This window comes from Colwellia sp. F1, from assembly GCF_056238625.1.
Genome location: NZ_JBWDLI010000007.1, coordinates 121,439 through 137,005, shown reverse-complemented (window position 1 = coordinate 137,005; position 15,567 = coordinate 121,439). Strand labels below are relative to the sequence as shown.

Annotated in this window: 17 protein-coding genes; 4 read left to right on the top strand and 13 right to left on the bottom strand. The window is 37.7% G+C overall.

Annotated features, from left to right (window positions below; all coding sequences use genetic code 11):
- Positions 1–798: 798 nt before the first annotated feature.
- Positions 799–1,842, top strand: a complete 1,044-nt coding sequence (locus AC0UA9_RS08515; protein ID WP_475659265.1) for a Leu/Phe/Val dehydrogenase — start codon at positions 799–801, stop codon at positions 1,840–1,842.
- A gap of 137 nt (positions 1,843–1,979) precedes the next feature.
- Positions 1,980–2,453, top strand: a complete 474-nt coding sequence (locus AC0UA9_RS08510; RefSeq protein WP_475659264.1) for a c-type cytochrome — start codon at positions 1,980–1,982, stop codon at positions 2,451–2,453.
- Between the two features lie 121 nt (positions 2,454–2,574).
- Here AC0UA9_RS08510 and AC0UA9_RS08505 read toward each other — a convergent pair whose 3' ends face one another.
- From AC0UA9_RS08505 to AC0UA9_RS08450, 12 genes are all read right to left on the bottom strand, one after another.
- Complete coding sequence (locus AC0UA9_RS08505; protein ID WP_475659263.1) at positions 2,575–3,264, bottom strand: cytochrome b/b6 domain-containing protein; 690 nt, start codon at positions 3,262–3,264, stop codon at positions 2,575–2,577.
- Between the two features lie 186 nt (positions 3,265–3,450).
- Entirely contained in the window at positions 3,451–5,229 is a 1,779-nt protein-coding gene (locus AC0UA9_RS08500; RefSeq protein WP_475659262.1) for a DUF7305 domain-containing protein, read from the bottom strand.
- 22 nt (positions 5,230–5,251) lie between these two features.
- Entirely contained in the window at positions 5,252–5,785 is a 534-nt protein-coding gene (locus AC0UA9_RS08495; protein ID WP_475659261.1) for a PilW family protein, read from the bottom strand.
- 11 nt (positions 5,786–5,796) lie between these two features.
- A complete protein-coding gene (locus AC0UA9_RS08490; RefSeq protein WP_475659260.1) occupies positions 5,797–6,282 on the bottom strand; it encodes a type IV pilus modification PilV family protein in 486 nt (161 codons plus the stop codon).
- 25 nt (positions 6,283–6,307) lie between these two features.
- Positions 6,308–6,754 (bottom strand): GspH/FimT family pseudopilin, encoded by a 447-nt coding sequence (locus AC0UA9_RS08485; RefSeq protein WP_475659259.1) that lies wholly within the window; start codon positions 6,752–6,754, stop codon positions 6,308–6,310.
- Between the two features lie 211 nt (positions 6,755–6,965).
- On the bottom strand, positions 6,966–7,424 hold the full coding sequence (locus tag AC0UA9_RS08480) for a type IV pilin protein (RefSeq protein ID WP_475659258.1): 459 nt from the start codon (positions 7,422–7,424) through the stop codon (positions 6,966–6,968).
- 129 nt (positions 7,425–7,553) lie between these two features.
- Positions 7,554–8,930 carry a TIGR03503 family protein gene (locus AC0UA9_RS08475; RefSeq protein WP_475659257.1) on the bottom strand — a complete coding sequence of 459 codons (1,377 nt, stop codon included), beginning with the start codon at positions 8,928–8,930 and terminating at the stop codon, positions 7,554–7,556.
- Entirely contained in the window at positions 8,909–9,643 is a 735-nt protein-coding gene (dnaQ, locus tag AC0UA9_RS08470) for a DNA polymerase III subunit epsilon (protein ID WP_475659353.1), read from the bottom strand. Before dnaQ ends, AC0UA9_RS08475 begins: the two co-directional genes overlap by 22 nt.
- A gap of 61 nt (positions 9,644–9,704) precedes the next feature.
- Complete coding sequence (locus AC0UA9_RS08465) at positions 9,705–10,247, bottom strand: DUF2919 family protein (RefSeq protein ID WP_475659256.1); 543 nt, start codon at positions 10,245–10,247, stop codon at positions 9,705–9,707.
- Between the two features lie 7 nt (positions 10,248–10,254).
- Positions 10,255–10,977: a DUF599 domain-containing protein gene (locus AC0UA9_RS08460; protein ID WP_475659255.1), complete on the bottom strand. Its 723-nt coding sequence runs from the start codon at positions 10,975–10,977 to the stop codon at positions 10,255–10,257.
- Between the two features lie 109 nt (positions 10,978–11,086).
- Positions 11,087–12,259, bottom strand: a complete 1,173-nt coding sequence (locus tag AC0UA9_RS08455) for a vWA domain-containing protein (protein ID WP_475659254.1) — start codon at positions 12,257–12,259, stop codon at positions 11,087–11,089.
- Between the two features lie 16 nt (positions 12,260–12,275).
- Positions 12,276–13,121 (bottom strand): AAA family ATPase, encoded by an 846-nt coding sequence (locus AC0UA9_RS08450; protein WP_475659253.1) that lies wholly within the window; start codon positions 13,119–13,121, stop codon positions 12,276–12,278.
- Between the two features lie 187 nt (positions 13,122–13,308).
- Here AC0UA9_RS08450 and cysK point away from each other — a divergent pair, with 187 nt between their 5' ends.
- The gene (gene cysK / locus AC0UA9_RS08445) at positions 13,309–14,304 is read left to right on the top strand and encodes a cysteine synthase A (RefSeq protein ID WP_475659252.1); all 996 of its coding nucleotides are present in this window, start codon (positions 13,309–13,311) and stop codon (positions 14,302–14,304) included.
- 184 nt (positions 14,305–14,488) lie between these two features.
- The gene (locus AC0UA9_RS08440) at positions 14,489–14,923 is read left to right on the top strand and encodes a hypothetical protein (protein WP_475659251.1); all 435 of its coding nucleotides are present in this window, start codon (positions 14,489–14,491) and stop codon (positions 14,921–14,923) included.
- Positions 14,924–15,076: 153 nt separating this feature from the next.
- Here AC0UA9_RS08440 and greA read toward each other — a convergent pair whose 3' ends face one another.
- On the bottom strand, positions 15,077–15,553 hold the full coding sequence (greA, locus tag AC0UA9_RS08435; RefSeq protein WP_475659250.1) for a transcription elongation factor GreA: 477 nt from the start codon (positions 15,551–15,553) through the stop codon (positions 15,077–15,079).
- Positions 15,554–15,567: the final 14 nt, after the last annotated feature.

The following is a 15,567-nucleotide window of genomic DNA, read 5'->3' as shown; positions in this document are numbered from 1 at the left end:
ATGTGAGAGTTCAAGTCTCTTGACCCGCACCATTTCAACACACTAGTTCAAAAACCCCTAGGCGGCATTGTAGACGCGCTACTTATGTTAGAAAAATACGTTCCAGTCTCGCTATCACTTTATGTGAAAGTTCAAGTCTCTTGACCCGCACCATTTCAACACACTAGTTCAAAAACCCCTAGGCGGCATTGTAGACGCGCTGCTTATGTTAGAAAAATACGTTCCAGTCTCGCTATCACTTTATGTGAGAGTTCAAGTCTCTTGACCCGCACCATTTCAACACACTAGTTCAAAAACCCCTAGGCGGCATTGTAGACGCGCTGCTTATGTTAAGAAAATACGTTCCAGTCTCGCTATCACTTTATGTGAGCGTTCAAGTCTCTTGACCCGCACCATTTCAACACACTAGTTCAAAAACCACTAGGCGGCATTGTAGACGCGCTGCTTATGTTAGAAAATACGTTCCAGTCTCGCTATCACTTTATGTGAGCGTTCAAGTCTATTAACCCGCATGATATACAGCACCTAGAACTGCACACTCATTAAAAGGCCAACACTCAACCTAACTCAGGCTAAATTGCTTAAGCGATAAAGTATATTTTCACGGTTCGTACAGCAAGTGCACAAGTGGTTATAAGGCAGTTAGTTAAAGCAACGGTACAAAATGTGTACCAATTTCTGAACACTTCAATGGTAATTTTTCCTCTAATAAGCTTATCACGACTAGTGTGTGTAATTATGAAGTGGTAAGGTTCGCGCAAATAAATAAAACCATTATATAAATGAGGAAATAGACATATGGCTTTTTTTGATCTGCCTGACTTTGACGATCACGAACAAGTTGCTTTTTTTAGTGATAAAGCATCTGGCCTCAAAGCAATCATTGCTGTTCACAGCACAGCATTAGGGCCTGCTATTGGTGGCTGTAGAATGTGGGATTACGTTAGTGATGAAGAAGCGCTTGTTGATGTTTTGCGTTTGTCTAAGGGGATGACATATAAAAATGCTATGGCGGGTTTAAAAATGGGGGGCGGCAAATCCGTCATTATTGGTGATGCTAAAAAAATAAAGTCTGAAGCCTTATTTCAAGCTTTTGGCAATGCGTTAAATCAATTAAACGGGCGTTACTATAGTGCTGAAGATATTAATATAAACACCTCAGATATTGCTGTTGTAAACAAAACTAGCACTTTTGTAACAGGCACAGAAGGGAAAAGTGGCAACCCTTCTCCTTTTACCGCCCTAGGCACGTTTTTAGGCCTAAAAGCCTGTGTAAAACACAAACTTAACCGTGACGATTTAAGTGGGCTAAAAGTTGCTGTACAGGGCTTAGGAAGTGTCGGATATGGTCTTTGCCAACACTTACATAAAGCAGGCGCTAAACTTTTTGTTACCGATATTAATCAAACAGCGCTTGAAAAAGCCGCTAGTGAATTAAATGCTACTGTTGTCAGTTTAACTGAGATATATGATCAAGACGTTGATGTGTATTCACCATGTGCGCTAGGTGCTAGCATTAATGATGATACAATCAATCGATTAAAAGCTAAAATAATCGCAGGCTGTGCGAATAATCAGTTAGCACAAACGCGTCATGGTCAAGCTTTGGTCGACAAGGGTATTTTATATGCCCCTGACTATATAATTAATGCCGGCGGTATTATTAATGTGTCTTTTGAAGATGATTATCATGTCAAAAAAGCCACTAAAAAAGTAGAAGGCATCTACGACACTTTACTTGATGTTTTTAAAAAAGCCGACGAGACAAACCAACCCACTGATATCGTTGCTGATGAAATGGCGCGTGAAATAATTAACAGTGCTAAAATGGCGAGCAAATAAAAATTATTAACGCTGGTAAATATCTAATAGCTTTACCCTAGCCCTACAATATAGCTATTAACTAGTGAAGGCTTTAGTGGTAGAGTTTAGACTAACTATTTAATATTGACTCTAGTAGACTCCTAAAGGGGATAAAAATGAAATTAGCTTCAACAAAAATCATCGCCGCTTGTGCGCTTATGGTCGCCGCTAATGGCGCTATAGCGAACACTGCACAATCAGAAAAACATGCTAACAAAGCAACGGATTTGCGTCATTCTGTTTTTACCTTACTGGGTGCCAACATGGGCACATTAGGTGCTATGGCAAAAGGAAAGATACCACTTGATGCAAAAATTGTAGAAAGAAATGCAACACGCATTAACCAAATATCTTACATGCTTGATGATTACACAAAAACAGATACTAGTGCGTATAAAGTTGATACCGCTGCATTAAATAAAGTGTGGACTGAGCGCAAAGCATTTGAGAAAAGAATAAATGATTTAACCACAGCGTCAGCAAAATTAGTTAAAGCATCAACTTCGGGTAACGAGTCTGCAATTAAAGCCGCTATTGGTGGTGTTGGCAAAACCTGTGGTGGTTGTCACGACGACTTTAAACAAGATTAATACCTAGTTAACGAGCTCATTCATAACCGCTCGACTTAATATGAAAGGCCTGAATTTACAATTCAGGCCTTTTCACTTAATGTGTCGTTTAATGTATTCTACTCTAGTGCGGCGATACGGTTTAAAAATAAAATTCTTCTACGGGCACATTTAGTACTAATAACCAATATAACAATGCTACCACCAGTAAAGCAACCACGAATGCCAACAGTAATTTTGATGACTTAATTCCGTGGTGACTTTCCGTATCATCAAGGTTTTTATAGCCGGTAACCATAGGTATAATCAGGTTAGATTTTTTGACAAGTAAGTAATAAAAAACTGCGATTATATGTATTGCTGACGCAATAATAATAATATCAAAAGCATTTCTGTGTATTGACGACATAATACTTTTTACCGCGCTACTAGCGCTGTCGTGATAAGGACCTGTGGTAAATACATCATCATTCATAAACAAACCACTGATCGCTTGTGCCAACAACAATGCTAACATCAAGATTACCATTAGCCCACCTAAAGGGTTATGACCAACTGTAGTATAACTGCTGTTCTGTTTAGACTTTCTAAAATAACTTACCAATGCTGACTTTCTGGGAATAAATTGGGTGAATCTTGCATGTTTAGTACCTAACACCCCCCAAATAATACGAAAGCTAATTAAGCCTAAAATAAAATAACCGATTTGTAAGTGGTAACTAATTAGGTTTCGTTCACCTTCTGAAGTATACCATGCGGCAAAAAGTGAAATAACAAGGCACCAATGAAACAATCTAACAGGTAGGTCCCAAACTAAAAATTTATTTTTCATGATATGAGTAAACAAGCTAGCGATAGTGATGCAAGCATTATAAGCAAGGAAGGGAGTTTATTAAACCTATCGCTGTAAGTTTAATAGTGTTTGTAAGGAATTATTAATATCGATTTATAAAGGGAAGTTTTTCCCTTTATAAACGAAAAACACACAAACACAGTCACTAGAACTAAGACAAGGCTATTAGTATTCAAAACCTAAGAATGCTAATCGAGGTTGAGACCCGCCTCCGCCCCCGCTGCCACCTTCACCAAGAGCTGCATCATAATGAATAGCCGCGCCACCTGTTACCTTCACTGTTTTCCCACGTATAGCACCATAAAGTTCACCACTGCCGGCAATGTTTATATGGGCTAAAGGTGCATAAATGGCAGCATACATTTCAAAATCACCACTCAACCTTACCCCATCGCCTGTACTGCTATAAGATGAAAAAATCCGCATTGCAGGTAGCGACTCTGAAGGGTTTGACGAGTCAGTCCAACCATGCTGTTCGGCAATAATGTCCGCCCCAGCACCAAGGTTTACTTTGCCCTTAATAATCAGGGTTAAACTGCTACCAGCAGCAATGGTAATTTTTGTCGCTCCTGCCATGGTAAAGTCTCCCTCAACAAATAAGGTAACATCACCGCCATTAATAACCATATTATCACTACCGGTTAAATTAAAGCTTTTAAGCTTTATTACATCTGTATTGGCATTATCTAAGACCTTTTCCTTGGTAGCTGAAGAGATTGGGCTATTTATGTTTTCATAAAAGTCAGTACTATTTAGTGTATAACTTTTACCACTACCCGCCGAATTAAAGGCAGTTAAATTATTAGTGCCGTCATCAACGGTGCTAACCACAGCCTCAATCCCTAAGTGATCACAATTTGTTTCAGGATCATCAGGTTCATAGTCTGGATCGGTAGCATCATTATCTTTTACTTTCACCACATCTGGAAATAGTTGATATTGACTGTCTTCATAATGCTTATTATTGGTCGTATCTTTAAAGGTACCAGAGCCCCCATATAGAATATCTAGCCCTGCACTCGCTGTATTTAATATAAAGTTAGACCACCCCATATACGCATTTTCATTAGCACGGACATACCCAGCAATATATCCCCCATTCTGCGAATAGCTACCGCGAGTCTGAATATTGCCGCTCACTCGAACATTTTTATTCTTTCCATTATGTACTATAGAAACACCACTACCACCACCTGAGCCAATTGTAATACCGCCATTTGCGTGTAGATTGCCATCGACACTTGATGTTTTAGTATTGATAATGCCTGTTGCGCTAATATCTCCATAGATAGGACTAGCCCCACCAAGCACAACATTACCCGTGTCTTTTTCAATAGTCGATACATCACCTTCTTTACCTGGGTTATTTGCATCATAAGAGTTGTGCTGAGAGTTATAACTATCTACTTGCCCACTACCACTTAGATTAACACCTTCACAACCTACCACCGCATTAGAAAAATAAGATCCACCACCGCCTGGTACTATTTTCAAACGAACTTTTAATGCTGATTCCCCTTCAAAACGGTTACCGATGCTCGATAACACCAACTCACCTGTAGTACTGTCAATAAAGTCGACTTTATATTTCGTGCCACCATGCGTTAATGTTGTACCTCCTGCTTTTGTGCTCATTTCATTAACTATGTCAGCGATAGTGGCACCAGCATTATCCTTATCTTTTAAAAAGTTACTTGCGTCTGTCATTGACTCAAAGATGCCCTGCTCGCTGGCCAGCCTGGCGTTGATTTTTTTCTGAAAATTCCCACTTAATCGTTCTTGATTTACATTATCTTTTAATGAATTTAAAACCAGCACACTGGCTAAACCACTTAAAATAAGAATAACAACAAGGGTAAAGCCTGATTGTTTATAGCGGTTTTTTGTCAAAGGTGGCACTGTGCTTTTTATAGAAGCACTAGCGTTCTGTCGTTTACTTAACATAATAATTCCTTTATACAACTTATTAAGGTGCTGGCATAGCGTCTTGTAAAATGAGACTTGTCAGTGATATATCAATAAGCACTCCCGTACTACCACCTACAAGAAGGTTTTGTGGTAAGGCGCTTGGCTCTACGGTAATAGAAATTAAATTTCCATTCACAGCAAAGCTCATATTATTGACTTCTGTTAAAATAACTCGCTCTGTTTCACTTACCGCATCGACTAACTTACAACGTAAATTGGGTTGAATAAAAGTAAAGGTTTCTACGTAATCTGTGGCGACTACACTACCGAAACAAGAGCGTGTATTCGCTTTTTGCTCTACCCTTATTTGAGTAGCACCTACTATCGTTGGTGTTACTAATGTTTGTTTTAAACTACGGGTAAATACTTGAGAACTATAACGAATCACTTCTTGGGCTGTTTCTAATTCTTTACTCACTTGTATGCTGCTTTGAATAGACGAATAGGTGCTGGTGATCCCTAAAAGTACAAAGCTACTGATCACTAAAGCAATCATTAATTCTATTAGCGTAAAACCCTTATTATGTTTCATAAACAACCTACTTAAGGACATTCTGGATATTGAGCATTAATACGAATAACACTGAGGTTTGCATCAGCCATCCGTGTATCATTCCAGTTAACTGATACATCAAGGTTATTAGTAAAGGGGATACCTACTGCTGGTGTAACAGTAATATCATACGCGTTAATTTGTGGTTGGAAATTGGCTTTCGCATAAGCAGCATCGTAAGCAACAACGCCTGATTGTATGTTACATAATTGTACCCAAGTGCGCTCAATCACATTATTGGCTTGTACTAACGAAACTGTATAATTGAAACTATTGGTTGCATACTGTAAGGATTTTAATTGGCCTGCTGCTAAGCCTAGTAAGGCCACACTTGAAATAACAATAGCTATTAATACTTCAACAATGGTAACCCCCCGTTGTCTGGTAATAGTAAATTTAGCGTTAAGACACAATGGTCTATAATCAGCTTGCTTTTTCATAGGACTATTATTTAATATTTCACTCGTTGTACACATTACATTACTCCTTGTAAGGCCTTGATTAACATGCATTAGTGTTAATTAAAAAGCTTTGTCCACTCGACAAAATGTTTAAGCAATAATCTACCGTAGCCCTGTCATTATCGGTGACTAAATACGCACCTACTGCGCCCCCTAACAACTCACCTGTGCTAGATACCGTAAGATTAGCTAAACCAGTAACCGTTATACTACTGTGCGTTTTTTTAAACTGCTGTAATGGCTCAACTTGCCCCGCTAACATAACTTTCCATGTACCATTATCTTCCGCTAATAAGATATCTTTATCTCTTTTTGCGGCTTCACTACGAGCAAACTTAAATACACTTTGTAGTTGATTGGCATTGGCTACCAACCTGTTACGCTTCATTTGATCTGCAAAGGAAGGTACTGCTACAGAAGCTAAAATACCAACAACAACTAAAACAAAAAGCACTTCAATTAAAGTAAAACCGTGTAATTTTTTCATGTTAATGCCCTTTTCAAATATCTAGAAGTAAAAGAGAAATAACTTCTCATAACCAAGACAGCGCTGTCATTTGTTGTCATTATTTTAATAATGTTATCACTACATATACTGCCGTTTTGTGCTGTTGCTCTCATACTGTTTATTACTACTCCATATTAAAGGTGTAGACAGCGCAAACTGACAACGCTGTCATCCTTTGTTGTTTTTTTACTTAATTTCCCCAACAGGCGGCAGATAAAGCCGCTGGTGTTGCTGTTTTTTCTCCGAGGTGATTTATTGTCATCACACCGCACTTATCTCCGGCTTGAGCGCTTCCCGTTTTTGGGGTTATTGTTAATGTAAATTTATCTCTTAATGTCGCTGTCGGTGAAGGGGTGTATGTAAAGCTATAAAAATCTGTTGCTGCTATACTAAATTCTGTAGACCCTGTCCCTGCACTACGGTACTGTCCCTCTCTAGTATACTGCCGCTCTAATATAGCAATTTGTTGTAAGATAAAATGTTGAACATCAACACGACGACCATCTTGCATATAACTGGTATATGACGGTAAAGCAACGACTGATAAAATACCAATAATCGCAACAACAATCAGTACTTCAATTAACGTAAAACCTTGCTGATAAATTTTTTTAAGATTGTTATGAGTACCGATATTCAAATAAAGCATACAAAACGCGTCCTTTATATAATGCTATGTTGATAATTTATACTAGTTCAATAAATGAACCATATTACAAATAAATTAAAAAGGAAAGCCAATAATATAAAAAGGCTTTTTTTACTTCATATTAACCTTTTATTTTTTACCTTTACGCATAAATAAAAACAATGCTACTGCGAGTAAAATAACAACCGTATTACCAGCCACAATTAAAATAATCGTTTGCTGATTATTTTTTTGCGCTATTGCTTGTTGTTGTGCTATCTCCTTCGCAAGTTTGGCTGCCTGTTCTTGCGCCTGCTTTACTTGCTGCTCAACTAATGGCAGCTTGGTGTTGCTTATCTCCTTTACGGGTTCATCACCTTGGCTGTTTACTGTTTTACCAAGCATTTGATTAATATCAGCTTTAATATTGAATGAAAATTCAGGAATAACTAAGCGAAACTCTCGACCATTGATTGTTTTACCAAATGCACTTAGGTTAACCCGATGAATACCTGGTTCGGTATAAGGGATGTTTCTTATTCTCTTTTCTGGGTTTGTATGGTCAATAATTGAGAAAGGCTTAGTTTGGTTGTCTGGAAAGGTTGTTTTGCCTTGAAAAATTAAACTGCTAGGGTCTACATATGTAGGGTCAATCGTTAATAATAAACGATGAGGCACATCTTCACTGTTAGACGTCTCTACTGAGATGCTAACAGGTAACTTATGCACAAGTACCGGCGCTTGGCGAAGCTCTCTTGTAAATAAAGGTAGCTTTATTACAAAAACAGGCTGCCATTCCCCCGAAGGTAGATCTAAAACAAATTCACCTGTGTAAATATTATCGCTCGCATATTCATCGAGCTCACGGCCGTCATCTCTAAAAGATGTAACCCTAAGCGCATCGGCGCCAAAGTTGTCATAGTTCGAGTTATTGGTGCTAAAGAAGTTTACATTTAAGCTAATAACTTCTTTAAATTCTGCCACATCAATATCCTCGCCGCCATTGTAAAGTTTTCCTTCAACTTTTATCGTTTCACCGACGAGCAATACTTCAGGTAAAGCATCTACTTCAATTTTTACCTCTGAGACAATTAATATTTTACTTTCTGGCAAAATATTACCTATTGCTTGCCAGGGGCCAGGCATAGGTTTAGTCATTGTAATCATGTCAAAAGTACGGTCATCATGCCACTTTACTTTTTGCGGATCATAATCATTAACCCGAATTTTTTTCCCGTCTGGTTGCACTAAAATTACAGGTTTACTGCCGCGAACCCTAAAAAATATAAGGGTTATTTCGTCAACTTCAGCGTCAATACGAAAGCGATTGTCAAAATAGGGAATACTGTTTGTAATATTATCACTTTGATAAAAATCTATTGCTCTTTTATTTAGTTGCTCTTGCTCATACTGCGAGCCTGCCTGCGCTATAGCTTGCTCTGTGGGTGTGGTTATTTCTTGTGAGTAAGCCTTATTTTCGATAATGAGAAAAAAAAAACACAATATTAATGGTTTGGTAATATCCAAAGTGGCTCCCCCCCTTTTTGCTTAATAACCGCCAACCTTTCTTTATGTGCTAACACTTCATCGGCAGTGGCAGCAATAACCTTTAGTTTTTCTCTGTCATGACTTAAGCGTCTTATTTCATTTGTATCCCCACTGCTATTGTCCCCCACAGACAAATTGAATGTGGCCTGCTTACGCGTCATTTCAATATAGACAAAAGCAAGCAGTTGTGCATCAATTAAAGCGCCGTGATAAGTACGGTCAATGAGTTTATCAACTTTATAAAAACGGGCTAAAAAGTCTAATGTTTTCGGTGAGCCAAATTCATCTTTAGAAGTTTTCAGTGTGTCGGTAACTGTACAAATGTCTTCCGTCATTGGAATTTTATCGTGCGCACGCTCGGCAAAGTTGACTAATGAAAACTCATTATCCATAAAACCGATATCAAACTTAGCATTATGAATCACTAAGTTTGCACCGCGGATAAAGTCTACAAACTCATCAACTATTTGTGAAAAAATAGGCTTATCATTTAAAAATTCATTCGTTAAACCATGAATATTAATAACCTCTTGCTCCATGATAAGCACTTGCCCTCTTGCATCAAGTGGCTTTATGTACGCATGAAAGGTTCGTCCGGTCAGTTGCCGGTTGATCATTTCTACACAACCAATTTCTACAATGCGATGTCCTTCTCTGAAGTTGATCCCTGTTGTTTCCGTATCAAGAATAATTAATCGTTCTTCTTGTTTTACATGATTATTTGTTTCACTATTGACAGTGTTAACAGGGGGGTTAGCGCTCACGATTTATTTCTCTCTTTTGTTTATTAGTTGGGCTTTTTTCTGGTAACTTTTGTGGGAACTCTGCTAAGTTTATTCTAAACCGTTTACTGGTTAAACATAATAAGATTAATGCCATACTGATGAGGGTTTGCGTAATCAACCATTCCACAGAAAATAGTTGTAAATACAAATAAGCAATAATATGGCTAAATAAATCAAACATCAGTGCCATGATCAAAATTTTTCTACAATGACACCAACAAAACTTAACCCAATTAGCTGCTTCAGGCCTGCGCAAGGTAATAATAAGTAATATAAATAAGCCGATAGCACCTGAGAATAAACTAAAATAAAAAAGCGAGGTTTCAGGGTATATCCAAGTAATAATACTGACTCTATCTCGCATATTCGTTACTGACATGAGCCAAACAAGGTAGCCGCGCAGTAAGAATATTAAGACAAAATATAAACTCTTCGACAATTTCAAGCAATCATGGCTATCAAAATCTCCAACTGAATAACCTTGATATTGCTTAGCGTTATTGTTATTCACCTTTTACTCATAACTTAAATTTTTCATTATATTCAAGCGCTAACAACTTTTGCCCTGCAGTAATAGCGTTTACTGCTTTTGAATTGAATTCTCGCCTATATAAAGTAAAAACAACCCAAGCACTCATTAACACAAAAAGTACTGGGTGATAAAGCCAACACATGGCAGCTAGGGCAAAGTAATAAGAGCGTAGACCATAATTATAAGAATGTGCTGCTTGATCTTGTACTGTCGCCATTTGCCTCGCATAAGACTTAAGATTTTCATTTTTTCCTGAAAGATCAATGGGTGCCGCTCCCATCATTACGTTTACAAAACCATATTGACGCATTGACCAGGTAAATTGAAAAAATGATAAAACAAAAATAAAGGCCAGCAAACTGAGTTTTATTTTTATTGCTATGTGATTAGGTTGATCTGCATGAGGCATCGAAGCAATAACCGTTGCTAAGGTATCAACCTTAGCAAAAAGTGTTAATAAACCCGCTAAAATTAAAAGCGTGCTGGAAGCAAAGAAAGCAATATTACGCTCTAAGTTTGCCAACAATGCCGCTTCCCCCACTCTAATCTCTTTAGTTATTGCTTCATACATCCAATAAATTCTATGCTGATGTAAACCACGGGCTAAACAATCGGTAGTTTTTGCTTTTTTACGCGCAAACCAAGTATAACCAGACCAAGAAAGAAAAAAGGCCAACAAGGCAGAAATATCGAGGATAGTTAAAGGCATGTAATTACTTATAAAATGAAAAATGAATAAAGCCAATGCTAAGTAAACCCATCATAACGGCTAAATTAAAAACTAACAATGATATTCATTATTACCGTATGATTAACAATTAAATTAACGCTTTAATTCCCTGTGCCAGCCCGGCTAACGTTAATGGGTACATTTTATTTGTCACTAATTGCTGTATAATTTGTATTGAAGCGTAGTAAGGCCATTGTTGCTCAGGCTGTGGGTTTAACCAGATCACTTTATCGAAGTGGTCGGTTAATCTTTTCATCCAGACACTACCTGCTTCTTCATTCCAATGCTCTACGCTCCCCCCTGGGTAGGTTATTTCATAAGGCCCCATAGTCGCGTCACCAACAAAAATAACTTTATAGTCTCGACTATAGGTATGCAGCACTTGTAACAAATCAATTTTTTCATTATGTCTGCGGTTATTGTCACGCCAAACCGTTTCATAAAGACAGTTATGAAAGTAAAAAAACGCTAAGTGCTTAAACTCCCCATGGATTGCTGAAAAAAGCTGCTCGCATACTTTAATATGATCGTCCATTGAACCACCAATATCAAAAAACAATAACACCTTAATAGTATTATGACGTTCAGGTTTCATTTTTATCTCAAGATAACCCGCATTACGTGCTGTTGCTGCAATCGTATCATCAAGAGCAAGCTCTTCACTGTTACCCGTACGCGCAAATTGGCGCAGTTTACGCAAGGCAACTTTCATATTACGTGTGCCGATTTCAACACTGGCATCTAAATTTTTAAACTGACGCGTATCCCATACTTTTGTCGCTTTTCGGTGCCTAGAATTGTCTTGCCCAATACGTACACCTTCAGGGTTATACCCATATGCGCCAAAGGGAGAAGTTCCCCCTGTTCCTATCCACTTATTACCACCTTGATGGCGCTTCTCTTGCTCTTTTAGTCGTTCAGCTAGCGTTGACATTAATTTATCCAACCCGCCTAAGGCCGCTATCTTTTCTTTTTCTTGTGCGCTTAATTGCTTTTCAAAGTGCTTTTGTAGCCACTCATCTGGTATTGCAGATAAATCTAGCTCACGGGCCGCAACCCCCTGAAAATAGTTAGCAAAAGCTCGGTCAAATTTGTCAAAATGTACTTCATCTTTTACAAGAATTGTACGACTAACACTATAAAAATCATCAATACTGGCAAACACTACGCCCTGCTCTAACGCACGAAGTAAGTCGAGTAACTCACGCAAGGTACACGGAACTTTATAATCGCGGACTTTACAAAAAAAATCAATTAACATAGCTTCATAGTCTCAGCTAACGATGACGTTGGTGCATAAAGGCAAGTTTTTCAAATAAATGAACGTCTTGTTCATTTTTTAATAAAGCACCATGCAGTGGTGGAATAGCTTTATGTTGTCGTGTTTCTTGTAACACTGCGCTAGAAATATCTTCGGCTAGCAATAATTTTAGCCAGTCAATTAACTCAGACGTAGAAGGTTTTTTCTTAAGCCCTGGCATGTCGCGTAAATCAAAAAATAACGACAACGCCTCCTCGAGTAGATTCTTCTTGATGTGAGGAAAATGTACATCAACAATCGCTTGCATCTCTGACTTTTCAGGAAAATTAATATAATGAAAAAAGCAGCGTCTGAGAAAGGCATCGGGCAACTCTTTTTCATTATTTGACGTGATAATTATAATAGGCCTTTGTTTAGCGACAATTTTTTCTTGTGTTTCATAAACAAAAAACTCCATTTTATCAAGTTCTAACAATAAATCGTTCGGGAACTCTATATCGGCTTTATCTATTTCATCAATCAATAACACAGGGCGTTTATCTGCGGTAAAAGCATGCCAAAGCTTGCCTTTAATAATATAATTGGCAATATTTTCAACCTTGTCATTACCTAATTGGCTATCTCTTAAGCGTGATACTGCGTCATACTCATACAAGCCTTGTTGTGCTTTTGTGGTTGATTTTATATGCCATGGAATAAGCTCGACACCTAAACTGGCCGCTAGCTCTTCTGCGAGCATTGTTTTGCCTGTTCCTGGTTCACCTTTGATTAACAAAGGTTTTTCCAACGTTATCGCAGCATTAACAGCTAACTGCAAATCATTTGATGCGATATAATTACTTGTACCTTGAAATGCACTCATGCTATTTTCCAATATTTTATGAAAGTGATTGAAGAGTATTTTATATCAACTAGTTAAAATGGTACTAGATAAACATTTATCTATTCCATAATATTATATAAGATATAACAAAATATCACTTCTTTTTCTGTCGTAAAACGTTATCTTAACAAATATACTTTAGTGAAAATAGTCACAGGAACCCGCGATGTCTAATATATTCAAAGATAATTCAACTTCCATTGGTAATACCCCTTTGGTAAAACTTAACCGTGTAATTGCTAGCAAAAACAGCGATGGTACGCCAACAGCAACTGTTTATGCAAAAATAGAAGCAAGAAACCCAAGCTTTAGTGTTAAATGTCGTATTGGTGCAGGTATGGTATGGGATGCTGAAGAGAAAGGATTATTAGCACCTGGTAAAGAAATTGTTGAGCCAACCAGTGGTAATACTGGGATTGCTTTAGCATTTGTTGCAGCAGCTAGAGGCTATGGCATTACGTTAACCATGCCAAGTACGATGAGTTTAGAGCGCCGTAAATTGTTAACAGCATTAGGTGCTAAAGTTGAGTTGACGGATGGCGCTAAAGGTATGAATGGCGCTATTGCTAAAGCACAAGAAATTAAAGATTCTGATCCTCAAAAGTATGTCTTGTTGGGTCAATTTGACAACCCAGCTAATCCAAAAATTCATCAAGAGACAACGGGTCCTGAAATTTGGAATGACACAGATGGCGATATTGACATATTAGTTGCTGGTGTAGGTACAGGTGGCACTATTACAGGTACTAGCCGTTATTTAAAGCAAACAAAAGGTAAAGCAGTACAAGCTATTGCAGTTGAACCAGCTGACTCTCCTGTTATTAGTCAAGCACTTGCCGGTGAAACACTCACCCCAGGACCTCATAAAATTCAGGGCATTGGTGCAGGTTTTATTCCTGGTAACCTAGATTTAGATATTATTGATGGTGTTGAGCTAATCACTAATGATGAATCTATGGAAATGGCACATAAACTAATGAAAGAAGAAGGTATTCTTGCTGGGATTTCATCGGGTGCTGCTGTTGTTGCTGCTAAGCGTCTTGCTGAAAAGCCTGAGAACTCAGGTAAAGTTATCGTTGCCATTTTACCAAGTTCAGCTGAGCGTTATTTATCAACAGCGTTATTTAGCGATACTTTTTCAGAGAAAGAATTAGTACAGTAATGTTGCATTAAAAGCATATCGACTGCTTTTAACCTGATATTAATAAGTTATACAGGTTTAATATTACATTTTTAAAGGTGCTTCGGCACCTTTTTTATTAGCAAGTAAAGTTATTTAACAAGCAAAGTTATTTAGGTTATGCTAAGTATCATAGTAGTAGTGAATATCGGTAATTAGTATCCCTATGACCAAAACAGTACCATTTATTCTGATCTGTATCTTCTTTCTGTCTGGCTGTAATAAAGAAGAAAAAATTAAGAGTATTGATAACCCGAAACTTGTTGCTGTTGCTTTTTTTGAGGCAATATATAATGAAAAAAACATTACTAAAGCGGCATCCGTTTGCTCACCTAAACTGGCTCGTTTATTATTACATTACCAAACGTCGCAGTCGGTTGCTAGACACTTATTCAATATGTCTTACGAGAAGGTGACAAATATACAACCGGATAACTCTGGCCTTAAAATCAGAGAGCGATTTAAAGATAAAGCCACCATAACCGTTTATATTGAAGGCTACTTTGATGACAAAGTAATAAAGAATGCAAAGCGCCTGTCATTAATTCAAAACAACAGCGGCCAGTGGGTAATTGATGAAATTTTAAAAGATCCTTTCTAGTCTCGATACCTATGGTTTTAATTTTGTTACGTACCCCCTAATTGAAGCGATAAAAAAAACCCATGACTTATAATACCATGGGTTTTTTATTGCTCTTGATGAATTATTATTGCCTGAAACTCATCCTTATTTAGTGTTGAACTAATGCAGTCTTTAGATATGCTCTACTGCCATTATTTCATATTCAACCACCCCGCCAGGTGTGGATATTTCAATTTCACTATCAACCGACTTACCAATTAAACCACGAGCAATAGGGGAGTTGATCGAGATCCTATTTTGTTTAATATCGGCTTCATCGTCACCGACAATTTGATACTTAACTTCAACTTCTGTATCAATATTTAATAAGGTTACCGTCACTCCAAAAATAACTTTGCCTGTATTAGCAATTTTTGAAACATCAATAATTTGCACATTACCTAATTTACCTTCAATCTCTTGAATGCGCCCTTCACAAAAACTTTGTTGTTCTCGGGCTGCATGGTATTCAGCATTTTCTTTTAAATCGCCGTGTTCTCGTGCTGTTGCAATATCAGACACTATTCTTGGGCGTTTTACCGTTTTTAAATAGTTCAGTTCTTCACGCAATGCATTCGCGCCGTGAACTGTCATTGGGTATTGACTCATAATTTTAATCTTAT